The following is a 25,549-nucleotide window of genomic DNA, read 5'->3' as shown; positions in this document are numbered from 1 at the left end:
TTTATGTTACACAGAACAGAATTATCTATTCCAATATCACCAATTACACTATGTCACTACTCCAAATCCATGACTATAGGATCATGTTTTTCGCATCATATCGGTCAAAGATTGCAAAAGTATAAATTTAAATGTATTTCCAATCCATTTGGTACAGTATTCAATCCGATTTCAATTTCTTATCTGTTGAGTAGGGCTATCGACAAACAATATATTGAAGACAGTGAACTACTGATGTCTCAGGGAGTTTGGGTGCATCCCGACTTTCACTCTTCTTTGTGCCACACTGACAAGCAGACAACACGTCAGAACATAAATGAATGCATAAGATCTGTTCATGAAAGTATACAGGACATTGATTTTTTGTTTGTGACTTTGGGGACATCCATTGCTTACCGCCACATAGAAAATGATCGGATTGTGGCCAATTGTCACAAACTGCCTCCAGATAATTTTGAAAAAATCGAAACGACTACCGAAGATGGATTCAAGGCAATGAAAGAAGCTATTGAACAATTGAATAAAAAGAATCCACATGTAAAAATCATAATGACCGTCAGTCCGGTAAGACACATCAGGGATGGCATCATCGAAAACAGTTTCAGTAAAGCCAGACTCCACGGAATGATTGAAAAACTCATAGCACAGAGTGAGATGATTTTGTATTTTCCGGCATATGAGTGGTTGATGGATGATCTGCGGGATTACAGATACTATGATGCTGACATGATACATCCCAATGTAGTCGCGATAGACTATATCTGGCAAAAATTTGGGGAGTGTTTTTTTAACAAAGAATCATCTGACCTCAACAAAAAGATCGATTCAATACTAAAAGCAGTCCAACATCGGCCTTTTAATCCCACATCTAAAGAACACGCCACATTTAAAAAACATCAACTTCAGGATATCGAAACTTTGAAAATATATCATCCATATTTAGATTTTGGAGAAGAAGAAAGGTTTTTAAAACTTTAGTATTCCAACTTAAATAAAGGGTATAGCTTCTACTTTACTACTCCTGAAAAATTTGCAGTCTTGACGATACAATCCAATTGCTGGATCAGGTCTCTCTTTTCTCTGCCTGGTGCAAAAACAAATGCATCTATGAAAACAACTTCACCTTTTGTTTCATTGTGCAGCAAATATGATACAAACGGACCACCCATGAAGTCATTGACGGTTTCCCATATACCGCGAACTTCTTTGGTATAAACATTATTTTGGATATAGGTGTACTCGAAAGTGGGCAAATCTATCACATTGGTACTCATATAAGCATTTTTTTGCGAAGTACGGATATATTGTTTACCATATTCATTTCTCAGCCTGATGATATTGTCCATCCTGAACTGATTTTTGTTTTCATACTTAAATTTTCTAAACACTAAGCTTTGATTCATTTCCTTGTCGTCCAGCCTTACCCAGAGAAGGTTGGTATCGTGGAGTGCTTTCTTATACAGGCCGGGTATGCGGATATTCAAACCAAACTGATCAAACACTGTACGGGTAAGTTCACTATTGATATCCTGAATCCCATACACAGTGGCTGCGAGGTTTTTCTGATCGTGTTGATTGATTCTTTTGGCAATAGCAGCAAAATTTTTATTGATGGCTTGTGCCAGGTTATTGCGCCCTTTGGCAAATATATATATGATGAGCTGTCCCCTGGCCCACTTATCCTGACCTACAGAAGATGTAAATTCCGGATCAGTAAGGGCTCTTTGAAATTTTTCATTGCCGAGATCTTCTATGATCATTTTGGATGATACCGATGATGTATCTGAAATATCGGCAATGATGACATAGGTGCGCAACTCCTTGGTATAAGGTTGTGTCAGCACTTGTTTCGGAGTCATGTATCTGATGTCAAATATTGGTTCGTCTGCTGTAAGAATGGGATATGGAGACTCAAAATAATATGAAATGGTATCAGCCAGATCACTTTCTGTGATGTTTTGATCAGCCACAATGACTACATTATTGATCCTACCCATGGCTGAGGGTTTTGATCCCATTTTTTGCACGACTTCGTTTTGACAGGACCAGATGGAAGTCAAAACAAACACTAAAAAGAAGCAATTTCTTATTATTTTGGACATATTTATTGCATGTATATCAGAAGAAGATGCAAAATTATGTTTTTTTGGTGGCAATTTTATGCTAAACTTATTTTTAAAAAATATTGATAAGTTATGTGAGTCAATTAGTTTTACCTTGTCAAATTATACTGACTTTCCTATTGATTGGAAAACTGTTGGGTTAACCCAACAGTTGTGACCCTAATTTACCCATCCATTTATACCGACGAGAATTTATTTTTATAAAGACGATGATACACATGTCTTTATTATAAAAATAATTCTGTCGCCATTATAAGGAATCTTAACCATAAAAAAATATCAGTTTTCCGGTTGATTACATTTTGGTGAAAGTGTAATTGACTTAGATTTTTGAAGGTGACAAAGTAGATTTAGGAAAGTAATTTTTTACATGCTAAACTTATATTTTTACATATTTTAAAAAAGTATGAGAATTTCTCAATAGAAATGAGTTGTTTGACGTTTGATAAGACATTGAAATAAAAATTAAGATAACAATGAAGTACCAGCTTTTCATTTTGTTGGCTGCCCTGATATATTTCAGTTCATGCCAAAACAATCATGGACCTGATGTGTCATCCATTCAAGCTGATGTAGATGTCATGAGGACAGAAAATGACCTCGCCTCCGCAAAATCTATTGCTGATCTAAGGAAAATTACGGAGAATCAACCTTTTTTTTATAATATTTATCTGAATGAAATACTTGGGTACAAAGGTTTGCCAGTGGATAGCCACCTGATCCTGCTTGAATCATTATGGAAGGACACTATGGCTTTAGAGCTTCTGACAAAAACAAGTAAAACTTTTGGTGATTTTTCAAAAGTGAAATCAGAGACAGAAGAGATGTTCAGGCATTTGAAATTCTATTTTCCCGAAAAAATGTCTAAAATTCCCAATGTGTACACTTTTATTTCTGAGTTTGGTTACCAAATGTTTATATTTGAAGATAAAAATGGGATAGATGGTGTTGGCATAGGACTTGATATGTTTTTAAGCCCTGATATCAACTACAAAATGCTCGATCCTGAGAATACCAATTTTTCAGATTACATCACCAGGTCCTGGAATAGGGATCATATCACAAAAAAACTATGTGATACCTATGTGACTGAAATAATAGGAGAGCCATCGGGACACAGGATGATAGATCAAATGATTCATAATGGCAAACAACTTTATGTCAGCAAACTACTTATGCCGGAAACCCATGATACCGTCATCACTGAATATTCATTAAAACATCTCAACTGGTGTAAGGAAAATGAGTTGCAGATGTGGTCATTTTTTATGGAGAATAAACTCTTTTATGAATCTAACCTCTCACGAATCGGCAAATATCTCAATCCGTCGCCGGGCAGCCCCGATATGCCTGCTGAAGCACCAGGTAGAACAGCTAATTATGTGGGATGGAAAATCATTGATGCTTATATGGAAAGACATCCGGCAACAACAGTTCAGGAGTTGTTGAAAATGACGGATGCACAGGCAATTATGGAAAAATCAAGGTATAAGCCGGCAAGGAATTAAATATTGGAAAGGTAGTATACCAAACGGAAAATTGATTGCGAAAATTTACAATCATAATTATTTAATTTACAATACATTATGATCCACGATAATTATCGGAAAAGATAATCAATTGCAAAGATTACTTACATGCGCCTGTGCCGGGCTGTAACCCAACTTAATGCATTGTTTGATATCGGTGCAGGCTTTTTTAGAATCCAGAAGTTTTGTATAAGTATTAGCTCTGTTGAAATATGCTTCTGCAAAGTCTGATTTCAGATGGATAGCCTGAGTAAAATCTTCCAAAGCTTTTTCATACTCCTTTGATGTAAGATAAGATGTCCCTCTCAGGACAAACAATTCTGCATTTTTAGGATCTGTTTTTATCAAATTTGAAAAATCAGTAATGGCCTCGTCGTGTTTTCCCATTTTTGAAGAAATCAACGCTTTATTTTTTAATCCCTGAACATGTGATGGATTGATCTGAAGACATATATTATAATCTGTAAGAGCAGAAGCCATATCTTCCAGCATCAGTTTTGCATAACCCCGATAATGGTATAGATCTGCGTCCGATGGATTTTTTCTCAATGCATAGCTGAGCTCTGAGATGGATTCATGATATTTTTGAAGCTTCAGATAAATTTTTGCTTTTTCAAAAGCTGTTACATACTGATCGGGTTTTAAGTTGGCTGCAGCCGTAAAGTCTGAAAGTGCACCAGCATAATCTTTGATTTTATTTTTGCAGATGGCTCTGTTCAGAAAGGCCGCATAAGTGTGTTCACCCATGGTGATGGCTTGAGTCATGTCAGTGATGGCATTATCAATATTGCCGGATTTCATATGAGCTGTCCCTCTGTGCAGATAAGCTTTGGAAAGCGCAGGATCTTTTTCGATTGTTTTTGTCAGTATCTCGATGCTGGAATCATAATCACCCTGAAGCAATCTGGTATATCCCATATAGAGATAAGCTTTAATAAACTCAGGATCTATATTTAGCGTTTTATCAAAATCCGCAATAGCATCATCGTATTTCTGAAGACTCAATGCACAAGTACCTCTGTTGTAATAGGCCTTGATGTAGTTTGGATCTTTTTCCAGACATGTAGAATAGGATGCTATGGCAAGATCATAGTTTTTGGCATTGGAATATTCCACACCTTTATTATAGTAATCTATTGCTGATTTTTCGGCTTGACCCCATACAGCATGATTGTAGCAGACAAACAGAATAACAATTATCCCAAAACGCATAATTATAAATATTAAATTAAAAAGCAAGAACTTCTACCGTTTTACTGTTCAATAAGAATATGTTTAAATTTTTATGTTTGAGCGAAAGTGAGGAAATTTAGTTTTGGGCAAGACATATTTTGCAGTCGTAGCCAGAAGCTACGGCGAAAAATATAACGCTGACTAAAATAAAATTTGCCGCTTGGAGCCAAATGATAAAAGTTAAACATACTCTAAATGAGGGGGGAATTAATATTGAACTAAAGCACCATCTAATTGTTCTGCAAATTTGAAAAATTAAATCAGCATTAGTGGTATATTTGACCCCTAATTTTATTGTATTTATTAAAATTCCATAATTACCCTGAAAATAGTATGGCTGAAAACACTGATACCGGTGCAAAAGAAAGGAAAAGAGATCATATTGAACTGGCTTTCAGGTCAAGGGTAAACTCATCGGATATTGATTCAAGATTTTACTATGAACCATTATTGGGGCCACACCCTGATGAAAACACAGACATTTCATTAACTTTTCTCGGTAAAAAATTTAATGCACCCATTTGGGTCTCCAGTATGACCGGAGGTACTGCCATCGCTGGTATCATAAATAAAAATCTTGCCAAAGCTTGCGGAGAATTCGGACTGGGTATGGGACTTGGCTCCTGTCGTCAATTATTATACGAAAATGAGCATATTAAAGACTTTGCTGTAAGGAAATATATCGGGGATCAGCCACTTTATGCCAATCTGGGCATCGCTCAGCTTGAAGTATTAATACAGGAAAAGCAAGTGTATAAAGTCACCGAGTTGTTAAAAAAGCTTGAAACCGACGGGCTTATAGTTCATGTCAACCCTATGCAGGAGTGGCTTCAACCCGAAGGTGACAGATATAAAAAACAGCCGATAGAAACTATATTGAAATTGATAGACATGCTTGATTGTCCTATTGTGGTCAAAGAAGTAGGTCAAGGTATGGGCCCTGAGAGTCTCAGATTATTACTTGATTTGCCTTTGGCAGCTATCGATTTTGGTGCTGCCGGCGGTACCAATTTTGCAATGCTGGAGATATTGAGATCGTCTGAAAAAATGTCAGGACACTATTCGGGTTTGGCGAATATCGGACATTCTGCATTGCAAATGACAGAATATGTAAATCAGATAGTGAAAGATCAATTTGCTCACCTAAAATGTAAAGAAGTAATCATTTCCGGTGGAATATCAGATTTTCTGGATGGATACTATTTGACAAACAAACTCCAATTGCCGTCAATTTATGGACAAGCTTCAGGATTTTTGAAACACGCACAGGGTAATTATGAAGCTTTATCAGAGTACGTCCATATGCAGATTGAGGGATTTAAGTTAGCAAAATCTATGCTGAAAGTAAGATGATTACAGAAAAAAACAATAACACAATAACAGGATTTTCCAAACTATCCAAGGATGAAAAATTGGATTGGCTGATACAACATTATCTGAGTGATGAAGATGGAGCCAAAGATATATTTGCATTGTTCAGCCTTGAAGATGAAGCATTGCAGAAAATCATAGATGGTTTTAGTGAAAATACCGTCTGCAATTTTGTAATGCCTTACGGACTGGCACCCAATTTTTTAATAGATGGCGAAGTGTATTGTGTGCCTATGGTCATCGAAGAAAGCTCTGTGATCGCAGCCGCTTCAGCTGCAGCAAAATACTGGATGGATCGTGGTGGATTCAAAACCACTATCCTGGGTACGACTAAAGTGGGTCAGGTGCACTTCAAATGGCATGGTGATGGGTCAGTAATCAAAAATATCTATAATAAGATTGAATCCTTCTTGCTGGGAAATGCCGCACCCATCATCGAAAATATGCAAAAACGTGGTGGAGGGATTACGCGCACTGAGTTGATAGATTTTACAGAGGAAGAGCATGGGTTGTACCAGATCAGGGTGCATTTTGAGACTTGTGATTCGATGGGTGCCAATTTTATCAATTCTGTTCTTGAAAAGTTTGCAGATTCTCTCGAGCGATTTTTTGTAGACAGTCCGGATATTCCTGATGAAAATAGAGATATAGATATCATCATGTCTATTCTATCCAACTATACTCCGGAGTGTGTCGTAAGGGCTGAAGTTTCCTGTCCTGTTCAGGATTTAGGTACATTTGCCAATGGCATGCTGGCCGAACAACTGGCAGATAAATTCAGGACTGCAGTCAAAATCGCCCACCTAGATCCTTACAGAGCTACAACCCACAACAAAGGTATATTTAATGGTATAGATGCTGTCATCCTGGCTACCGGAAATGACTTCAGAGCATGTGAGGCAGCAGGACACACTTATGCAGCGAGAGGTGGTCAGTACAAAAGTCTGAGTTATTGTGAAATCAATGATGGTATTTTTCGATTTTGGCTGGATGTACCTCTTGCCATAGGTACCGTAGGTGGCCTGACATCACTGCATCCATTGGCAAAAAAATCATTGGAGATACTGGGCAATCCATCTGCCGAGAAACTGATGCGAATTGTTGCATCTGTAGGACTGGCACAAAATTTTGGGGCAGTAAGATCATTGGTTACCACAGGCATTCAGCAGGGGCACATGAAAATGCATCTCATGAATATACTGAATCACCTCAATGCATCTGAAGATGAATGTGTTAAAGTGATAACTCATTTTGAAGATAAGACGGTTTCTTATGCAGGAGTTAGGGATTATTTACAAGGGTTGAGATCATCCGAATGACACATTTGATGACAAGGTCTTTACTTTCTGTGTTTTTAATATTGCATTTCAATATGATGTTTTCTCAAGCTCTATCTCCGGAACAGGTAGTTCAAAAAAATCTGGATTACTACAATGCCAGAAATATCGATGGTTTTATGTCTTTATTCTCAGAGGACATTGTTTTTGTCAATTTTGCAGATGGTCAGCTGACTCTATCCGGTCTCGCTGTATGTAGAAAAATGTATCAGGAGTTGTTTGACTTGTCTCCCGAACTTCACTCAACGATCGTCCAACGTATTGTTTTTGACAATAAAGTCATCGACCATGAATACATCACCGGAAGACGGGGATCCAAGGAACCTGTCGAGCTTGTATTGATCTATGAAGTCCGCAATGACCTGATTTACAGAGTGTCTGTGATGAGAAAATGAAATATGACCATTCTGGGTTAAGATACTGTTAAGATAGTATTTTAACAGATATGCTTTGATGAAGTTGAACTATCATTGTGGTCAATTCATGTTTAGATTACAATCATATGATGCATGTCAGATTTACTATCCTTATATTTGTAATTGATATATTAGGTTCGTGCGACGGGGTCCACCTTACCCGACATGATGACAATCTTTGGATGGGTACTTATAGAGTGGCTGACCTTACCATACCTTACCCCTATTTCTTACAAAAACGAAACTCGAAATACGTACTACATGATTTTAATGGTAAGGAGATAGACTCTTGCAAACACTCAAAAGAAATTGCCTCTGGAGACACGTTGCACATGGTTCATCATCCATTTGAGGTCGTGTATGCAGATTCATCAAGGGTCAATGTCTTCCAACTGAATGATACGTTGCTGTTTCCACTTTATGAAGGTAACAAAAACTGGAAGTATAGGGCGAAATTTATACCGACTTTGATGACTGGATCTTTGTCATCTGAAGATATAAGGAAAAGCACCATCAACCAAACATACTCCTTCACGCCTATATCCGAAAATCCAAATGATGATTTGCAGGCGATAAAGTACCTGACATTTTCAAAGGATAGTGTGACTACAAGAATCGACTACTACTATCAAAAAGAAAAGCTTTACTCTGAATATCAAAGGCAAAAATGTCATTTTTTTAATATAGGACAGAGAGTATTTATGTCATGCAATGAAAATGCAGAAAATCCACAACCATTGTATCAAGTACTCGATGCGAGTAAAAACAAACTGACCATGAGATATTTCATCAGTGATGAAGAGATAATCATCCATTGTAAGTCCACAGCATACCCTGAAGACAATGCATCACAATATTCCAACTGCTACGATGGACATGTAGGCGAATACTATCAAAGCAATCCAGATATGACCTACAAACATGGAAATGAATATCTGATCAACAAAATCGGAAAAGATGCTCCTCAGGATCAAGGTGATGGGTATATTGTTATCCACTTCAATGTCAACTGCAGACACGAACCCGGCAGACCTGGGATACAGATGATGGATAGGAAATACCAGAAAAAATCTTTTGGTCCAGCCATCGTGAAACATATATTGGATCAGGTGATGCTTCTCCGTGAATGGCCTCAATCTGAATCCGACGATACAACATATCCTTACAAAGACGGACACGCTTTTTTAATGTTTAAAATCGAAAACGGGAAAATCACAGACCTATGTCCATAAAGAATATAGTCAAATTTTCATTTGTGTTGTTGGTGCTTGCAGGATGTGAAAGACCTGAGCCAAAGCCGGAGTATTATGCATATTACACCAAAGAGCAAAGAGACTCATTATCAAAGGTGTTTGATGATATGTCTAATTATATGAGTCAACCCATAGACAAACATCGATTGTATAAAGACTCTGCGATAATATTGTCCCCGCAAAATACTGATATCCGTGCCCAGCTGTCTTATTCTTACAAAAAAAGAGGTGACCATATCAAAGCTATGAAAATACTCAATGAAGCAGTGGAAATGGACGTCAAAAAAGGGTCTTATGATTTGCTCAAGTACAGAGCATGGTCATATATTTATTTTTACAGGGACTATGAAGGAACCATTGCCGATGTGGATCAGATCACAAAAATGAGCAAACGTACCTATAACGTTTGTTGGGGCGAACCCTGCGGACTATTAAAAGGACTTGCCCAATACAAGCTAAAAAAATACAATGAAGCGATAAACACATTTGATACAGTGCTCATTGAGGAAGCAAAACTTGGATTTTCACCTGAAAGTAGTTTTTTAATATACTTTTACAAAGGCAGGTGTAATCAAGAACTCAAAAATTATCCGGAAGCACTCAAAAATTATGGATTGGTCTTGCGTTTTGATCCTAACTTTACAGAAGCGCTTTACCAGTCAGGCTTGATATATACGGAAATGAAGGACATAAAAAGGGCTAAAACCAATTTGGAAAAAGCGATGGTTTGGTTCAACCTGTAAAAAAAATGGGAGAACCATACTTTGAGCGTTTTGATGAAGTGTTTGAGTATCAGATCACAGATGCGCTTTCAAAACTGTAACTTTGCATGCTTCATCTATCTAATTCAATGTAGTAAAATAAACTATTTCATCCAATAGGCATTATCATTATCAACATTAACAAAATTGATAGTCTCGTAGCTTGCAGTCACAAGGATATACAAAGGTATTAAAATGGTTTTCACGAATGGGCTGGTCACCGATGCCTTTTCAGGAAGAAACCTGGCAGGCATACATCAGCGGCAAATCCGGCTTAGTCAATGCACCCACAGGCAGTGGTAAAACGTACTCTATCCTCTTGGCTGAGATGATAGACTATTTAAATCAAAATGCTGAGCATGATTCTGTTCCTGACAAGAAACAGGGTCTGAGGTTGATTTGGATCACACCCATACGTGCGCTTGCAAAAGAAATATTTTTATCCTGTGAAAAGGCGATTGTGGCATTTGAGCTTCCATGGAAAGTAGCTATCCGCACCGGTGATACCACGGGAAAAGAAAAAAAAGATCAGTTTCAACACCCTCCGCAAATCCTGATCACAACACCTGAGAGTCTTCATGTGATGCTCTCCACTCCTGGATATCCTGCTTTTTTCTCCGGCCTGAAAACCGTCGTAGCAGATGAGTGGCATGAATTGATGGGCTCAAAACGAGGTGTACAGGTCGAACTGGCACTGTCACGAATGAAAAAAATATGTCCAAATCTAAAAATCTGGGGCATTTCTGCCACGATCGGCAATATGCAGGAAGCGATAGATGTCCTTTTGTATCCTGTACCTGAAGATCAAAGGGCGATTATCAAAGCTGAAATTCCGAAGGTTATTTCTATACTTTCTGTTATTCCTGATGAAGTCGAAACCTACCCTTGGGCTGGTCATCTTGGACTAAAATTGGCTGATAAAGTATTGGGAATTGTACATAGTAGTAAAACTTGCCTGATATTTACCAACACCAGAGCACAATGTGAGATATGGTATCATAAATTGCTGGATTTAGATAGCGACCTGGCTGGTCAGATAGCCATGCATCATGGATCCATAAGCAAAGATATCAGAGAGTGGGTAGAAGAAGCATTGTATGAAGGAAGAGTTAAGGCTGTTGTTTGTACCAGCAGCCTGGATCTTGGCGTTGATTTCAGACCTGTGGAAACCATCATACAGATAGGCAGCCCAAAAGGTGTAGCCCGGTTTGTACAGCGAGCCGGCAGAAGCGGACATCAACCGGGCGCCGAAAGTCACATATGGTTTGTACCCACCCATGCCCTGGAGCTGGTAGAAGCAGCAGGCCTGCGCATGGCTATGGAAAATAATGATCTTGAAGAAAGAATTCCTTATATCCGCTCATTTGATGTGTTGATCCAGTATCTGATGACACTTGCAGTCTCTGAAGGTTTTTATCAGGAAGAGATTTATCAGGAAATCTCAAATACTTTTTGCTATGCATCGATATCCAGAGAAGAATGGCTTCAGGTTTTGCAGTTTTTAGTATCGGGGAGCGATTCATTACAGGCTTATGATGAGTATAAAAAAATAGAAATTGCTGCATCGGGTTTGTTTCATGTCAGTGACAAAAGGAAGGCCTTAAGACATCGTTTGTCTATAGGCACTATTGTGTCGGAAGTAATGATCAATATCAGGATGCTAAAAGGCGGAAGTCTTGGATCGATAGAGGAATATTTTGTCTCACAGCTCAATCCCGGAGATGTCTTTTGGTTTGCAGGACAAGCTTTAGAGTTTGTAAGGCTCAAAGAAATGACAGCACAGGTGAGACCATCCAAAGCCAAATCAGGGAAGATACCTTCCTATGCAGGCGGGCGTATGCCCTTGAGCTCGCAGATGTCAGAAGTACTGCGCCAGAAGATCTATGCTTATAATCAAGGTATCATTGTTGATCAGGAAATTGAAGCGTTAGTCCCTCTGTTTGAAATGCAGGCTCGCCGATCACTCATACCAAAGGAAGATGAATTTCTTGTAGAATATTTTGAGAGCAAGGAAGGTCACCATCTCATCATGTATCCATTTGAAGGGAGGAATGTACACGAAGGGATGGCAGCTCTCATCGCCAAAAGATTGTCTATGATGTTTCCTATTTCATTTTCTCTCGCTATGAATGATCTGGGTTTTGAATTGCTTTCAGATCAGGAGATAGATGTGGAAGCCGTCATAAGTCCTGACCTTTTTTCTACAAAAAACCTGACATCTGATATACAGTCAAGCATCAACAGTGTGGAGATGTCCAGACGAAAATTCAGAGATATTGCCCGGATATCGGGATTGGTCTTTACAGGATTTCCGGGCAGACAAAAGAAAGAAAGACATCTTCAGGCATCGAGCCAACTGATCTTTGATGTATTCAGGGACTACGAGCCGGACAACCTTTTGTTCAGGCAGACTTATGATGAAGTCATGATTTTCCAGCTGGAAGAAGAAAGGATGCGTAAGTCACTGCAAAAAATCATAAAAAGCCATATCGTCATCAGCCGTCCATCCAAAGCGACGCCATTTTCATTTCCGATCATAGCAGACAGGTTGAGCAGGGAAAAACTGACCTCCGAAAAACTTGAAGACAGGATCAGAAAGATGACAGCAGAATTAGTTAGAGGGTGAGCGTCAAGTTCCGATTGTTGCAGACCATGTTTTGACATATACCTTTAAGAAAAGAACTCAATCTCTGGCACCTTCTTTACGCCATTTTTCTATCAGTTTATAATCAGGATTTGGCTTTTTGTATTCATTGTCTATCAGAATTCTATATCCTTTTGTCAACTACTTGGAGATAATGGTTATATATCTGAGTCCGTTCAGTTGTCCTTATTTGAGACAAAATCAATCCAATTAGTTACGCCTTTAAGAGCTAACATGAAAGGTCAAACGATGTGGTCGAAAGCTTCTGCGTATCATAGGAAAAAGATAGAAACGAAAATTTCCCGACTAGATGATCAATTTATGGTGAAAAGAAATTATGCCAAAACATCAGACGGGCTTATCGCAAGATTGACTTGTAAAGCGGCAGCAGTTGCTACGCTACAATTAAATAATTTTTCCAAACAAAAATTATTAAACAAACTCAAAACGGCTCTTGCTGCTTAACTGCGCAACAAGTACTGAATTTGAAATCTAAAATCAGTAATTCTATTATACCAATCAGTTGTTTTGTCTCGATTTAATTTATTTCTATCTCCAAAAACTGTAGTACTGTAATGAAAAACATAGCCGCGTTTGTCCAATGAATTTTGGGGAATAGGAATGCCCGGATTTCCATTAAGGTTATTCCAAATATGGTTATGAAGTGCTTTGTCCTTTAGGAAAGTTGTCAATGTTTTTTCTATATTTTCGTAATTCCAGTCGATACAACCACCTGTTGGTATTTTTGAACTGCTCCCTCTATAACATTTTTCATTTTTTAACCACTTTAGTTTTTCAAAATGTTGCCAGGACAATATTTTAGAAGATAAAAATGGTTTTAAAATCTCATCAAGGATTGGGAAAAGGTTTTTCATATTTTCACAATAATAGATTTTATCATCTTCCGACTTTGTCTGGCAAAGTAAAGAGTAGTTCGTAAATAATGTCCATTTGAAAGTTGTCTGTAAAATTGCTACCAACGGGAAGTTGCCTGGAACCGACCATTTACATTCCAAAAGTAGGTAAAAACGACCTATTTAGGTGCATTCTAAGTGACTTTTATTTTTGAATGATTTTTCTATTTGCAAAGGAACAATAATAGTCAAGGTACCTGACGATATCCCATAGTTCTGACGCCAATGCGTTACTTGTACCGCTTTGGCAGTAACTTGTAACGCTCTGAGTTGTAACACAAAATTTCGTTTTTCACATCTGGCAGAGTTTATCCGACTGCAAAGGCTGACTACCTAAGGCCCCGCCCGCCTGACCACTCTGTCAGGCAGGGTTCAACGGAGTTTTATTCATATTGTTCCATTTTGTTTTAGCTGCATTCATCAGTCGCTACGCTCAAGTCATGGCTTGTGCTCCGCACACTGCGAAAACTTAGTTGTTAGTGGTAGTTTTTTCTAATTTCTGTCAAATGTTCTTGGAATTATGTTTTTGTCGGTTTCTCCACAAAATGTCCAAGAAATAATATACCAACGATTGTTCTCAAAAATTAATTGAATGCTATTTATTCCTCTTCTTTCAACGTTTCCATTTTTTTCTAATTTCGTTTCATATGTACTCCAAACGTGTGCAATATTACCAAAAACTCTGACTTCTCTATTAACTTCATTCTCATAGAATGCTGATCCAAAAACCATTTCATCAGTTTCTTTATGGAATTCTTCTAAAGTCATAGTTGCTTGCTTTTGCTGCTCTCTGTCAAAATATGAATATACTGCTTTTGGGTGATGTAGATAATTGTCTCTATCCCATTGTCGTTTAGCACCTTTTTCTCCCGAAACCACTTCGTAACTCGCTTTCATTAGTGCATCAATGGTTTGTACGTCATTCTTATAATTCTTGTTTTGAGCATTTAATTTGTTAGTTGCCATAATTGCGATAATTGTTAAGCAAAATAATAATTGTTTCATATTTTTATTTTTTTGAACAAAGTAATTCACATAATTTCTATTCTAAAAATGAATTATTTACTCATCAGTTGTTTTTATTTAGATTGTCTCTTTTTATATTTAGAGCAATAATTTGTTAATGCAACTTATTAAACATTCTTTGTAACTTTTTGCAACCGTAATTTTATGTTCTTCAATTATCAAATGATTATCTTCAATATGCTCTACATTTTTTAGGTTAATGATGTACGAATTGTGAACCCTCATAAATTCATTTGGCAATTTGTCAATCAGGTCTTTCAAGCCCTTATAGTAAACAAATTTTTTGTTGTTTTTTACAAATATTTCAACGTAGTTCCCCAAACCTTTTACAAATAAAATATCGTCAAAATTTAATTTGATTAATTTTCTGTCAGTTTTTATAAAAGTGAAATTCTGTTGGTTTGTCATATTTCTGTCGGTCTTATAAAATTGACACTAACGTCAGTTTGTCTAAAAACTGCCATTTACATTCCAAAAGTAGGTAAAAGCGACTGATTTAGGTGCATTCTAAGTGACTTTTATTTTTGTATGATGTTAAATAGGTGTGTGTATAATATTTGAGCTTATCGATCGATACAAATCGATTATAGTTAAATATAACAAAACGAGATATCAAGGTACTTTTTGTCTGCCGCGGCTGTTACCTATGATATTGATGGGTTCACCTAAATTAAATGATTTGGGTAGGATGACTGAATGTTTGTAAAATTTTTAATCTTACTATTTTTGTTCATCAACAGATTTTGTTATAATGGACTTTATCTTGCCTGTATGTTCTGTTGTCTTAGGTTCAATTAGCATAATCAAACATTCCCTTTTTGAAGAAACTCGATGATTTGTTGCTTTTTTAACCACATAAATATCGCCTTGTCGCATTATAAAGGCGCCTTTATTTTCAATCTCCAAGAGCAATGAGCCTTTAAATACATAGAACATTTCGTCCTCGTTTCTGTGATTATGCCAGGGAACATGGTTACCTTTTATTTTTACTATTTTAATATATTGGTCATTTTCTTCACCAATGATCTTTGGTATAAAATAATTGTCAAGACCTAAAAGGGAATCTCTTAAATTCATCATTTAAACAGTTTGCCTTTTACAATTTTACCATCTTTTTTGGCAAGGTGGTAAAGAACAATACCAATAGTTAATAGAAATAATACCGTAAAAATTGAACCTTCCATTCCAACTGCACCACCTGTAAATATTTCAGGGCCTGTAAATTTTGATTGAATGATACTGCCCATATCATTTGTCCCAGTGAGATTGGAGCCATAAAAAGGCTGAGCAAAATTCCAGCCTATATGAAAGAAATAAGGTAGCCATATTCTTTTAGTATAAATAAACATCATTGCCATTGTAAAGCCCCAAGTCAAATATAATATTATAACATATAGTTTGAAATTTGGATTGGTTATGTGTTGTAATTCTACCAACATGGCAATGAAAATGGCTATCTGAGTACCTAACCAATTTTCCAATTCTCTTAGGATTAATCCCCTATGAAATAAGTCTTCTACTATCCCCGCAAATAGTAATACAGTGAACATCCTTGCTGTGTAATGAGTAGTTGAAATACTAAAAGCCTGATAGAACCCCAATAAATATAAAATGAAAATAGATAATGAGATTGTCAAAAATCCAAATAGAAAACCCCCAAACATTTCTTTAGGTAAGTATTTCAGGGATAGTTCGGTAATTTCTCTTTTATCGTATAAACGGAAAAAATAGTAATAACTAACTAATAATACTATTGAAGCAATAAAAATAATAATAGGGTCAGCAATACTTTTATCCTGAATAATGCTGTAAAAAACTGGTTTTAATACAAAGTTTTGAATTACTACAAATAGTGAAAATGGAACGCAAATTCCTACAATAATTTTAGTAACTGGAAAATAAAGTACTTTTTTGGCTAATGCATTCATTATTTTTTTGTTTATTTTATTAAAAGTTTTTGCAAATAAAAGTATTTATTACCTTTACGGCAATTACATACAATAAAGTATGGTACTTACTAAAAGTATAGTAATATTGATTATCAGTATTTTAAGTTTTTAAAATAAATGAAAAATAAAAGTAAAAACGCATTTTGTGCAGTTGATTATGCCTTTCAAAGAATCGGCGGAAAGTATAAAGGGCGGATTTTATGGGTATTGAGGGATGGCTTATTGAGATACGGTGAATTAAACAGGGCAATAGTGGGTATTACACCAAAAATGCTTACCCAAACACTAAAAGAACTGGAAGCTGACGAATTAGTGATAAGAAAAGTTTATTTAGAAGTACCACCAAAAGTTGAATATTCACTTACCGAAACTGGAAAAGAACTAATTCCGTTTATTAATCAAATGCGTAGCTGGGGAGAAAAACAAATGTCAGCAAATTAAAGTTTTGAATTTGTAGGGTGATGTTGTATGTTTGCCACCAAACGCCCGGGGCTTTCGCCGTTGCGACATCGATGGACGATACTATGGGAGCGGTTCGTTGTTTACTTTTCTACAATTTGCGTTAACCACTTAAAGTAAATATTATTGGTTTCATCTTCCGGATACTCATGCGCTTTATTCTCGATTAATCGCTCAGTTACAGTAATACCCTTTGATTTTAGATTAGTTATTAATTCTTCTATTTTAGAGATTGGCAATGCCCCATCTTTTCTTCCGTGATAAATAAATACAGGGATGTTCAAAAAATTGGTTAGAAACTTATCGTCTAAGAAATTTGGATGCCCTTCTCCTAACCATTCATTTGCTAAATCCGGATGTCCGGCAAATACTGCAACTCCTTTGTACAACTTCGGATGTTGATAAAAAGTTCTTAATGCACCATAACCTCCCATAGAAAACCCTCCTACAATTATGTTATGACTATCTACAGAAAAATGAAGTTTTACATCATCAATGGCTTCAATAATATCGTTCTGAGAACTGTCTGAAGAATAACACCGATACATATCTCTGGCAAATGGAGCAAGTTCAATAAAATTGCCTCCGCTTCTTGCACTTTTTAATAAATGTTGCTCGTCTTGACCACTACCATGGAGAAAGACTAATAGCGGATACTTTTTTGTTGGATTATAGTTCTTTGGTAGTTTGATAGTGTATGGTTGATAAGTACTGTCATATTTGGATTTAAAAGCCCTTCTATAATAGGTTGTAATTCCTTGGTAAGGGTCAATTCCTTTTAAAAACTGCGCGTATTCATTTTGAAACTTGAGATACTCGTCGAACAGCTGCCTCCCGGTTTCATACATTTTTAATTTGTTTAAATTCAGTTCAATCAAATTTATTTTGAAAACCAGGGTATTAACTGTCCCCAATGGCAAACCATGTTTGTTATTCCGAATATGTACTCGAATTTCATTGAAATCAAATTTGGGAAAAATAACAAAATCATATTGAGCAATAGTGTCCTTATTGGAATAAACAAACAGGCTATAATGATTGGGAAGTAAACCATCGAGGTCAAATTTCAAAAACTCGTTTTGTAATTCTTTATTGAGCTTTACATTTACTTTTCTGCTCACTACTGTTTTGGACGAGTCGTTCTTGATGTCAACTTCAATTAACTTAGAACCACTTTTGTTTGATCCAGAAATTAGATTTAGCCATAGTGGTTCAGCCGTGCTAATGTTTCTTTTGCTGAGTTTTGCAGTGACAATTTCCTGATTCACTTTTTTGGGTTTTCCGAAAGTAATTGTTTTAAAATTTCTTTTAGGGATTTCTTCATCCCAGATTCCTTCGTCTTCAACAACGGAATACCCCAAAGCATTATTATTGCTTATCGCTTTTGCGAAATATAAATTATAACCCAATTGTTCCGAAAACCAAGGATGATAAGGTTCAATATCTTTCCATGCCAATAAAACTTCAAACCCGCATTTTCCATCATATTCCTTCTCTGCAAATTGAGTTGCTGAACTCAATTTCTTACCGCTATTTTGTGGTATGTTATAATCCCAAATGCCTTTTCTTCCCCGGTAATATTTATCTTTTGACGGCGAGAACCCTATATCATAGTATTCATCAGTCAGAGAATCTTTCTGTGGCTTTGCAAGTAGTAACTTAAATCCATCACCGTTTATGAATCCTCTATCCCTGTAAGTAATGCTATCAGCCCGGGCTTCAATATATAAGTACAAATGTGTCGGCGTGTATGCCATGCGATAATGTACACTAACAGAATCATAGCCAGGATTATCAAAATGGAAGAAATGGTTAAACTTATTTTTTTGAAGATTGACCAACTTACCATCCAATTTGCCATCTACTATAGGTGTAAAGTTTAGAAAACTAATTTTGTCCGACTTTAAATTCTGCCCAAATACAATCCGGGTAACGAGTAATAGAAAAAAAAGGATTTTCAATTTCATTAAGATGTTACAGTTTTGAATAGATTTGTTGGTCGCTTTACAATTCTGACTAACGTTAAATATAACTTTACTGTTACAAATTTAGATTAATTTCAGCTATCATTTTGTTGGCACGAGAAATTATTTTTGTTTCGGGAAAAATGAGGAAGGACCGTTAACGGTGGCAATATGGCCAGAAAGGGATTGCGTGCTGCGACCTTATCCCACGTTAAGAAACTTGATGCGGGTGATAAGCTTTGCATACCACTAAAACCCTTTTTGCCTGTATTGCATTGTTAGTGGCTGGTTGTTTTATTTTTTAAGTCTTGTCCGTATTTATATAGTTCTTCATAAATATCAAAGTATTTGCGTTCATGCTCTTCGTTTAATTCCGTATTGAAAAATATAATTACACCAATTTCTTTGGTCAAATCTGAAAGCATAAAAGTTCTGACACCAGGATCAGAACCGTTGTGTCCAATTCGAGTTGCACCTAATTTGGTAGCCCAAAAAATACCTTGGTTAAGCTTTTTAAAGTTCACATTTTCAGGTGTATTGGTTTCTGTGTATTGAAAGCGAAGCATTTCTTCAACGGTTTCACTTTTCAGAATTCTTGCTTTCTTAAATTTCCCTTCGTTTAGCAGGCTAATGAAAAATTTTGACAATTCATTTATCGAAGTTCTAACTCCACCATCAGGATATGTTGTTACTTCATAAAATTGGACTTGTTCAATAGTATCACCTTGTTTTTTGTAAAGTTTTGAATGATTTTCAATCTTTATTTCCGATAAAGCCCAACCTGTATTGAGCATTTTCAATGGTTTAAAAATATATTTTTTGGCGTAGTCATTTAACTTTTGACCAGTTTGCAATTCAATAATATATCCTGCTAAACCAGCTCCAATATTTGAATAACCTCTATTTGCACCCGGCTTTGCATTGTAAAAATTTTCGTTTGAATAGTGTTTGCCATCTTCTACAAAATAATTTTTTAAGAATTCACCCAAAGGTTCAGGTTTTTTTCCATCATAAAAATAGTGGTCACTGTAAATCGGATGTCTGTCAGCTATCCCTGAAGTATGTGTTGCCAAATGTCGTAATGTTATTTTGTCATTAGGATAATTTGGATTGATTACTTTGAAAGGCAAATAGTTGTTTATGTCTTCGTCAAGCGAAACTTTTCCTTCTTCAACTGCTTTCATGATGCATACCCCTGTAAAAGTCTTACTTATGGAAGCAATATTAATTATAGTTGAAGGCGTGAAAGGAATTTTATTTTCTTTATCTGCATAGCCATATCCATTTGTCCAAACTACTTTTTTATCAATGATAAGAGAAGCTCCAATTCCAACTATTCCAGTTTCATGCATTTTTACTTGAATGATACTATCAATAGAAGTTTTTGTATTATTAGTAACTTGTGCTATGATATTATGGTAAAATATAATAGTGGTCAAAAATAAAGTAATTGCAAATTTTGATTTCATTCTTTAGTCTTTTTTAAGATTGTTATTTTGATTGTCTGTGGTCAATTTGCCGCTAACGGCAGACTGTCTGCCTAAAGTCAGATAAATCTAAAAACTACCATTTTTATTCCAAAAGTAGGTAAAAACGACTGATTTAGGTGCATTCTAAGCGACTTTTATTTTTGAATGATTTTTCTATTTGTGCAAAGGAAAAGTAATAGTCAAGGTACCTGACGATAACTCCAACACTTGTGACGCTCTGCGTTAAAACACAAAATTTCGTTTTTCACATCTGACCACCATTATTCAGCGTGGCTTGGTTTTCCGGACTTACACCGTGAGCCAATATACTAAGGGGACCTATAAGTAGCACTAAAAACGGAAGGTATTGTATAGATTTTTTCATGCGTTTAAAATTATTTTTGTTTCAAAGGACAAATGGAATCCCCACGATTTAGGCATATTGGCTATTGAAGTCTGCATCATGGGGATTTTACCCTTTGTCTCTTCTAAACCAATAAAACAATCCACCTATGAGGGCCAGACTAGCTAAAGCATAAACATAAATTGGCAATCCGTCATGACTATGGCCAAGAGAACTATGATCATGGCTGTGCATATGCCCGTCACCTATTTCAAAGGTCAGGGTCGCCCAATTTGACTCATGAGTCAGACCTCCTTTATCCGAATTAATGAGATGGATGGTACGGAGATAATGGATTCCTTTTTTAACAATCGGTACACTTACAATACCTGCACTATCTGTACGCAAGCCTCCACTAAGATCGTGTGTATGATCATCACCGGCTGCATGTGAGTGATCATGTGCGTGATCATGTTCGTGAGTATGCGTATGCGCTTGATCTTCTGCGCTTTCTTTATTTCCTATGTATACTAATTGATTAGTCAAGGGCTGACCTTGCCAAAGCAATTTTATCTTTAAGTCATGCCCCGGATGCATTTCATATGGATTATCAAGCGGTATAAATTCCAAGGGATATCCGAGAGAAGTTTTATAATCACTAGTAGTATGATCTCCAACCTGAAATATGGTTTTGACATGTTTTGAATATTGTTCGACGGCATCTTTATCTAATGCATTATTTTCTTTTCTCCACTGTAACATGTCTGAGACGCCATCATGTGCAAGGTACTCATTAAACTCATCTGCCTTCATTTCGATCAATTTTGGCTTGATAGATACACCGGCGATCCAAGTTCCTTCGCCTTTAGTGTTGAAATTAAGCAGCGTCATACTATCTTTTTCGCTCCATAATGCTGTATCTACAGCGGTGCGCACCCCACCACCTACGAGACTTACATCTACCATCCTGTTTCTGTCTATGACATTATCACTTTTATCAAAAGTCCCATTAAAAAGTTTTATCAAAGCAGGTGTATCAGGTTCTAAAAAGTAAGAATCTAATTTTAGAAACATACCGTCGCTACTCAAAACAAAAAAAACCACCAATAAAAAAATAACCTTTTTCGTAACTACTCAGGTACAAAGTTAAGCATTAGCTAATACTTGGAGAACGTTTAGATTTCTTTTTATAGCAGTATCAATAACTGATCTTAGGACTGCATAATATGAAGCACCTTGGTCTGACCTAAACTGACCGCTAACCTTGAGTTTTACCTTTACGTTTCTGATGGCTTGTTCGCTAAAGTTGTTGTCTGGTGGTACTTCCATTACTTTTAGAAAAGTAAGTAGATATTGTTGGTGTTTGTTTAGTCTTTTTGTAAAGTATGTAGTTTTTTATCTTTGGAATGTATCTCTTTATTCAGTATGTGGTTTAGTGTTTTTTCAATTTGGTTGATTTGTGTTTCATAGTTGGCTTCAGCATTTGTAAGCATTATTTTTTTTAGAGCCAAGGCTTTCCATATTAATTTAGTCAACTCGTAAGCCCATTTATTTCTCTTTTCAATAAAGTATTGTAATTCTCTAAGTATTGGCTTAGGCATATCTGACGTCCTTTGCCCCTATGATGAAGTGTGCCTTCCAGCAATCATGGACCAATATAGTATTAACAAATCCTTCGCCAAAGTACTTCTCAATAGTTTCAAAGCCTCTATTTGATGAAACTACTATAAAGGTGACTAATCTTGTTTGCCATGCCCACAACCATCGCAACTTACCGTTTACCTTGCCTCCTGTTTCATCTGTTCCCACACAGCTACTTTGTTGTACCTCTTTTTGTATTTCTTCATACTGTGGCATACATCTTTGTGCCAAAGACTTTATTTTATTGACAATTGTTCCTTCGCTGATGTTTAGATTGAATACGTCTGCAAACATCTCTCGTATTCTGGATACGCTCACATACTGTCTGGCTGAAAAGTATCCACATAATGTCTCAATGTTTCGACCATAACTTATCGGACTCTTTACATGGTCAGGAAAAGAACTGACACAACAAGCCCACAACTACAACGTCTTTCGTACACCCCTATGCTCATATGCTTGTATGGCAATGGGCGGTATGTCTAAGACTTGTCGCCTTTCTTTCAATGTTGGAACATCGATATAAATTGTTCCCATACTGGACACGTCTGGTCAATGTGATCAATTACCTCGGGTTCAGAGGAAATTCTAATGTAGTTCCTTCGTGACCAGTTTGGCCTCCTGTTTTCTTGCCACTTTTTGTCTGAGACTTTTGTTGTCTTTGTATATCCGTTGAGGAAAGTGAACTGTTTGAGCTATTCTTTTTATGACTCAATTCTATTATCCTTGCCTTTAATTTTCGTTATCTTCTTTGGTAAGACGTAATTCTTCTTTTACCTGACCAATTTGGCGAAGCTGCTCAACTAAAACTAATATGGAAGATAAATTTTCGATATTTTCTTGATTTTAAATCAAGTTCTATATCAATACTTTAAGGTTGGTCGTACAAAGTTATAACTCTTTTTGTATTTTTACAACTTTATTTTTATGCTTTTATACCTGAGTAGTTACCCTTTTTCATATTTTCTTTTTTAAGTTTTCAATAAAGTCTGGTAATAATAAAAACATAAAGCAATTAGATTGTCAAAATTCGTTTGTCAAAATGTTGTGTAAAATTACTACAAAATATAATTGCTGCCATATTTTTAAATTTTAAATAAATTATTTCTCCTACTTTACTTCGAATCAAGATTATCAACTCTATTCCCACTAATTATTGATTTCATTTCCTTTTTGGCACATGGCAGTTTTGTCTGGATCCGCCACCACTTATCGATTTTATATTCAGAATAACTTAGTTTGCGAAATTTCATTTACTACACTATTCATTTTGAGTATAATGGCGACAGAATTATTTATCTTGATGACGACATGAGTGAAGTTTCTGATCAACTGGGTTTTCATCACATGTGCTTTTCATAAGACGAAAACATAGTTGTTAAATGCCGTTTTTCCTCTCATTTCATTATTGCATCAATTAAATAGTTCTGCATTATTTTGTCAACTTGTTTGTGTCCGTAAGGCGTGTTGTAAGCTATAGAAGTTATAACTACCACAATTGGAAAATCCTTGAAAATGAAAATTCTATTTCCACCATTTCCACTTGAATAATATACTTCGTAATTTACTCCATTCACGTTGTAAGTTTTATTCCAAAACAGATAACCATAATGCTCGTCTTCTGCAATTGTAATTTGGTGCGACAGGCTTTTAGCTATCCAATCTTGGGACACTATTTGTTTGTCATTCCAAACACCATTGTTTTTGTATAATTGTCCGTATTTCGCATAGTCCAAAGAACGCAATTGAACACTACCTGCAGTATTTACAACTTTTTGAGGTGTGAATTGCCATTTGTATTTTGTAATACCTAATGGTTTAAATAATTTTTGGTTTGAGTATATCTCTAAACCATTAGGAACGGATTTATGAATTATATCGCCAAGAACTACAACACCTGCTGTAAAATAGTCCCATTGTTTATTCTCTACTTTTGATTTGTCAATAGGAAGATTTAATGCAAATTCAACCCAATTTTTTGTAGGATACATATTTTCTTCGTTTCCTGGTGATTCCGAGTTCATATCAGAGCCATCAAAAGAAGAACTCATTGTAAGCAAATCTTTTAATGTTATGCTGTCTTTTGCTTTGGAATAGTTTTGAAATGTGTTGAGTTTGTAAAATTGATTTAAGGTTTGACTTTCACTTTTAATGTATTTGTCTTTAATTGCAATGCCTAAAAGTGTTGATGCAAATGATTTTCCAACAGACCTTGTATCGTGAAGTGTTTTTCTATTTGCACCATTAAAATATTCTTCAAGCAAAAGTTCTCCGTCTTTTAGAACTAAAATACTTGTTATGTCTTTAAAATTTTGTGTTACAATTTTTCGGTTAAGTTCTTCAATTTTGGGAGTATCAATTTGACTTTTTGAAACTTGAAACTCTTTAAGGTGTTTTATTTTTTGAATTTTCACGTGTTCTTCATTGATTTTTATTTCAGGAACAATAACTTTCAATTCCCCTTCTGCTATTATGTGTCCTGTTAAAATTTCGTTTAAATTTAGGTAAGATCTAATTTCAATTTTAAGTAAATGTTCTCCTTCAGTTAAAGCGTCTTGACCACCATTGCCATAAAATCTATTCCAAAGAAATCTACCCCAAGAGTCTTCGATGGTTGAACTTAAGAGTGGTATTCTAAAAACAGTTCTTTTGTTTTTATTTTCTTCTCCAAATGCTCCTACGTGAAGGTTTTCTGTATAAATCTTTTTTTCATCCACCCAGAAAGTAAACTGAAAATTACCCATTTTTGCTAGTTCACTGGCGGTAAGTTGGGGAGAAAGCTGATGTAAATAATTCGTCAAGGAATTGCTCATAAAAACCCTTATATTTAAATCGGTTTTATCATTCAGTTCAAACGAGGTGAGAAAGTCGGGTTCCTTAAAATTTTCGATTGGAATAATTTGCCCCATAAAAACAATTTTACCAATATTTGCTTTATGAATGGGATAAATAACACTGTCACTTTTTACTAAATCAACCATTTGTCCTAAAATTGTTTCATATGTAAATAGAAACATTGCAAATAAAACACAAAACTCTTTCATATTTTTCAAATTAAATTTTCTTGCAAAGTTACAAAGCATGAAATAGCCAAAATAGAACAGAATTAACATTAGG

Annotated in this window: 24 protein-coding genes and 1 pseudogene; 11 read left to right on the top strand and 14 right to left on the bottom strand. The window is 35.9% G+C overall.

Annotation, left to right across the window (positions count from 1 at the left end):
- Positions 1-3 precede the first annotated feature (3 nt).
- Entirely contained in the window at positions 4-978 is a 975-nt protein-coding gene (locus tag IPK35_20315) for a GSCFA domain-containing protein (GenBank protein MBK8055546.1), read from the top strand.
- A gap of 29 nt (positions 979-1,007) precedes the next feature.
- Here the strand turns inward: IPK35_20315 and IPK35_20310 are convergent, their stop codons facing one another.
- Positions 1,008-2,018, bottom strand: a complete 1,011-nt coding sequence (locus IPK35_20310; protein ID MBK8055545.1) for a DUF4837 family protein — start codon at positions 2,016-2,018, stop codon at positions 1,008-1,010.
- A gap of 31 nt (positions 2,019-2,049) precedes the next feature.
- On the opposite strand from IPK35_20310, the gene IPK35_20305 reads away from it, so the two are divergent.
- Positions 2,050-2,280: a hypothetical protein gene (locus tag IPK35_20305; protein MBK8055544.1), complete on the top strand. Its 231-nt coding sequence runs from the start codon at positions 2,050-2,052 to the stop codon at positions 2,278-2,280.
- Between the two features lie 319 nt (positions 2,281-2,599).
- Positions 2,600-3,631: a hypothetical protein gene (locus tag IPK35_20300; GenBank protein ID MBK8055543.1), complete on the top strand. Its 1,032-nt coding sequence runs from the start codon at positions 2,600-2,602 to the stop codon at positions 3,629-3,631.
- Between the two features lie 108 nt (positions 3,632-3,739).
- On the opposite strand, the gene IPK35_20295 is transcribed toward IPK35_20300, so the two are convergent.
- Complete coding sequence (locus tag IPK35_20295) at positions 3,740-4,864, bottom strand: tetratricopeptide repeat protein (protein MBK8055542.1); 1,125 nt, start codon at positions 4,862-4,864, stop codon at positions 3,740-3,742.
- 354 nt (positions 4,865-5,218) lie between these two features.
- Between IPK35_20295 and IPK35_20290 the strand changes: the two genes are divergently transcribed.
- The 7 genes from IPK35_20290 (at position 5,219) to IPK35_20260 (ending at position 13,132) form a co-directional block, all read left to right on the top strand.
- On the top strand, positions 5,219-6,238 hold the full coding sequence (locus IPK35_20290; GenBank protein ID MBK8055541.1) for a type 2 isopentenyl-diphosphate Delta-isomerase: 1,020 nt from the start codon (positions 5,219-5,221) through the stop codon (positions 6,236-6,238).
- The gene (locus IPK35_20285) at positions 6,235-7,575 is read left to right on the top strand and encodes a hydroxymethylglutaryl-CoA reductase, degradative (protein MBK8055540.1); all 1,341 of its coding nucleotides are present in this window, start codon (positions 6,235-6,237) and stop codon (positions 7,573-7,575) included. Before IPK35_20290 ends, IPK35_20285 begins: the two co-directional genes overlap by 4 nt.
- Positions 7,576-7,628: 53 nt before the next feature.
- Positions 7,629-7,988, top strand: coding sequence for a nuclear transport factor 2 family protein (locus tag IPK35_20280; GenBank protein MBK8055539.1), 360 nt, complete (start codon positions 7,629-7,631; stop codon positions 7,986-7,988).
- A gap of 107 nt (positions 7,989-8,095) precedes the next feature.
- The gene (locus tag IPK35_20275; protein ID MBK8055538.1) at positions 8,096-9,241 is read left to right on the top strand and encodes a hypothetical protein; all 1,146 of its coding nucleotides are present in this window, start codon (positions 8,096-8,098) and stop codon (positions 9,239-9,241) included.
- On the top strand, positions 9,232-10,005 hold the full coding sequence (locus tag IPK35_20270; protein MBK8055537.1) for a hypothetical protein: 774 nt from the start codon (positions 9,232-9,234) through the stop codon (positions 10,003-10,005). Before IPK35_20275 ends, IPK35_20270 begins: the two co-directional genes overlap by 10 nt.
- A 226-nt stretch (positions 10,006-10,231) precedes the next feature.
- The gene (locus IPK35_20265; protein ID MBK8055536.1) at positions 10,232-12,649 is read left to right on the top strand and encodes a ligase-associated DNA damage response DEXH box helicase; all 2,418 of its coding nucleotides are present in this window, start codon (positions 10,232-10,234) and stop codon (positions 12,647-12,649) included.
- Between the two features lie 60 nt (positions 12,650-12,709).
- Entirely contained in the window at positions 12,710-13,132 is a 423-nt protein-coding gene (locus IPK35_20260; protein MBK8055535.1) for a hypothetical protein, read from the top strand.
- On the opposite strand, the gene IPK35_20255 is transcribed toward IPK35_20260, so the two are convergent.
- The 5 genes from IPK35_20255 to IPK35_20235 form a co-directional block, all read right to left on the bottom strand.
- Positions 13,129-13,542: a hypothetical protein gene (locus IPK35_20255; protein MBK8055534.1), complete on the bottom strand. Its 414-nt coding sequence runs from the start codon at positions 13,540-13,542 to the stop codon at positions 13,129-13,131. The two genes, IPK35_20260 and IPK35_20255, sit on opposite strands and share 4 nt — an antisense overlap.
- A gap of 531 nt (positions 13,543-14,073) precedes the next feature.
- Positions 14,074-14,556, bottom strand: a complete 483-nt coding sequence (locus IPK35_20250) for a hypothetical protein (GenBank protein MBK8055533.1) — start codon at positions 14,554-14,556, stop codon at positions 14,074-14,076.
- Between the two features lie 129 nt (positions 14,557-14,685).
- Entirely contained in the window at positions 14,686-15,015 is a 330-nt protein-coding gene (locus tag IPK35_20245) for a LytTR family transcriptional regulator (GenBank protein ID MBK8055532.1), read from the bottom strand.
- Positions 15,016-15,327: 312 nt separating this feature from the next.
- On the bottom strand, positions 15,328-15,687 hold the full coding sequence (locus IPK35_20240) for a cupin domain-containing protein (protein MBK8055531.1): 360 nt from the start codon (positions 15,685-15,687) through the stop codon (positions 15,328-15,330).
- Complete coding sequence (locus tag IPK35_20235) at positions 15,684-16,535, bottom strand: CPBP family intramembrane metalloprotease (GenBank protein MBK8055530.1); 852 nt, start codon at positions 16,533-16,535, stop codon at positions 15,684-15,686. Before IPK35_20235 ends, IPK35_20240 begins: the two co-directional genes overlap by 4 nt.
- 138 nt (positions 16,536-16,673) lie before the next feature.
- Between IPK35_20235 and IPK35_20230 the strand changes: the two genes are divergently transcribed.
- Positions 16,674-16,997, top strand: coding sequence for a helix-turn-helix transcriptional regulator (locus tag IPK35_20230; GenBank protein ID MBK8055529.1), 324 nt, complete (start codon positions 16,674-16,676; stop codon positions 16,995-16,997).
- Between the two features lie 101 nt (positions 16,998-17,098).
- Here IPK35_20230 and IPK35_20225 read toward each other — a convergent pair whose 3' ends face one another.
- The 7 genes and pseudogenes from IPK35_20225 to IPK35_20195 form a co-directional block, all read right to left on the bottom strand.
- On the bottom strand, positions 17,099-18,982 hold the full coding sequence (locus tag IPK35_20225) for a prolyl oligopeptidase family serine peptidase (GenBank protein MBK8055528.1): 1,884 nt from the start codon (positions 18,980-18,982) through the stop codon (positions 17,099-17,101).
- Between the two features lie 275 nt (positions 18,983-19,257).
- A complete protein-coding gene (locus IPK35_20220; GenBank protein ID MBK8055527.1) occupies positions 19,258-20,448 on the bottom strand; it encodes a serine hydrolase in 1,191 nt (396 codons plus the stop codon).
- Between the two features lie 472 nt (positions 20,449-20,920).
- Positions 20,921-21,865: a DUF4198 domain-containing protein gene (locus IPK35_20215; GenBank protein MBK8055526.1), complete on the bottom strand. Its 945-nt coding sequence runs from the start codon at positions 21,863-21,865 to the stop codon at positions 20,921-20,923.
- Positions 21,866-21,937: 72 nt separating this feature from the next.
- A pseudogene (locus tag IPK35_20210) lies at positions 21,938-22,171 on the bottom strand (transposase).
- Positions 22,159-22,392, bottom strand: a complete 234-nt coding sequence (locus IPK35_20205) for a hypothetical protein (protein ID MBK8055525.1) — start codon at positions 22,390-22,392, stop codon at positions 22,159-22,161. Before IPK35_20205 ends, IPK35_20210 begins: the two are co-directional and overlap by 13 nt.
- On the bottom strand, positions 22,385-22,855 hold the full coding sequence (locus IPK35_20200; protein ID MBK8055524.1) for a transposase: 471 nt from the start codon (positions 22,853-22,855) through the stop codon (positions 22,385-22,387). The genes IPK35_20205 and IPK35_20200 overlap by 8 nt, the downstream gene beginning before the upstream one ends.
- A gap of 974 nt (positions 22,856-23,829) precedes the next feature.
- Positions 23,830-25,476 carry a serine hydrolase gene (locus tag IPK35_20195; GenBank protein MBK8055523.1) on the bottom strand — a complete coding sequence of 549 codons (1,647 nt, stop codon included), beginning with the start codon at positions 25,474-25,476 and terminating at the stop codon, positions 23,830-23,832.
- Positions 25,477-25,549: the final 73 nt, after the last annotated feature.

This window comes from Saprospiraceae bacterium, assembly GCA_016713025.1.
Taxonomy (GTDB): domain Bacteria; phylum Bacteroidota; class Bacteroidia; order Chitinophagales; family Saprospiraceae; genus OLB9.
This window is presented reverse-complemented; position numbering and strand designations above follow the sequence as displayed.

Coding starts and splice junctions, on each gene's coding strand:
- IPK35_20275 (MBK8055538.1), top strand. CDS start 8,096: ATGATGCATGTCAGATTTACTATCCTTATATTTGTAATTGATATATTA.
- IPK35_20270 (MBK8055537.1), top strand. CDS start 9,232: ATGTCCATAAAGAATATAGTCAAATTTTCATTTGTGTTGTTGGTGCTT.
- IPK35_20215 (MBK8055526.1), bottom strand. CDS start 21,865: ATGTTTCTAAAATTAGATTCTTACTTTTTAGAACCTGATACACCTGCT.
- IPK35_20265 (MBK8055536.1), top strand. CDS start 10,232: ATGGGCTGGTCACCGATGCCTTTTCAGGAAGAAACCTGGCAGGCATAC.
- IPK35_20315 (MBK8055546.1), top strand. CDS start 4: ATGTTACACAGAACAGAATTATCTATTCCAATATCACCAATTACACTA.
- IPK35_20280 (MBK8055539.1), top strand. CDS start 7,629: ATGATGTTTTCTCAAGCTCTATCTCCGGAACAGGTAGTTCAAAAAAAT.
- IPK35_20305 (MBK8055544.1), top strand. CDS start 2,050: ATGGAAGTCAAAACAAACACTAAAAAGAAGCAATTTCTTATTATTTTG.
- IPK35_20285 (MBK8055540.1), top strand. CDS start 6,235: ATGATTACAGAAAAAAACAATAACACAATAACAGGATTTTCCAAACTA.
- IPK35_20205 (MBK8055525.1), bottom strand. CDS start 22,392: ATGCCTAAGCCAATACTTAGAGAATTACAATACTTTATTGAAAAGAGA.
- IPK35_20295 (MBK8055542.1), bottom strand. CDS start 4,864: ATGCGTTTTGGGATAATTGTTATTCTGTTTGTCTGCTACAATCATGCT.
- IPK35_20240 (MBK8055531.1), bottom strand. CDS start 15,687: ATGATGAATTTAAGAGATTCCCTTTTAGGTCTTGACAATTATTTTATA.
- IPK35_20230 (MBK8055529.1), top strand. CDS start 16,674: ATGAAAAATAAAAGTAAAAACGCATTTTGTGCAGTTGATTATGCCTTT.
- IPK35_20255 (MBK8055534.1), bottom strand. CDS start 13,542: ATGAAAAACCTTTTCCCAATCCTTGATGAGATTTTAAAACCATTTTTA.
- IPK35_20220 (MBK8055527.1), bottom strand. CDS start 20,448: ATGAAATCAAAATTTGCAATTACTTTATTTTTGACCACTATTATATTT.
- IPK35_20225 (MBK8055528.1), bottom strand. CDS start 18,982: ATGAAATTGAAAATCCTTTTTTTTCTATTACTCGTTACCCGGATTGTA.
- IPK35_20300 (MBK8055543.1), top strand. CDS start 2,600: ATGAAGTACCAGCTTTTCATTTTGTTGGCTGCCCTGATATATTTCAGT.
- IPK35_20310 (MBK8055545.1), bottom strand. CDS start 2,018: ATGGGATCAAAACCCTCAGCCATGGGTAGGATCAATAATGTAGTCATT.
- IPK35_20290 (MBK8055541.1), top strand. CDS start 5,219: ATGGCTGAAAACACTGATACCGGTGCAAAAGAAAGGAAAAGAGATCAT.
- IPK35_20195 (MBK8055523.1), bottom strand. CDS start 25,476: ATGAAAGAGTTTTGTGTTTTATTTGCAATGTTTCTATTTACATATGAA.
- IPK35_20235 (MBK8055530.1), bottom strand. CDS start 16,535: ATGAATGCATTAGCCAAAAAAGTACTTTATTTTCCAGTTACTAAAATT.
- IPK35_20245 (MBK8055532.1), bottom strand. CDS start 15,015: ATGACAAACCAACAGAATTTCACTTTTATAAAAACTGACAGAAAATTA.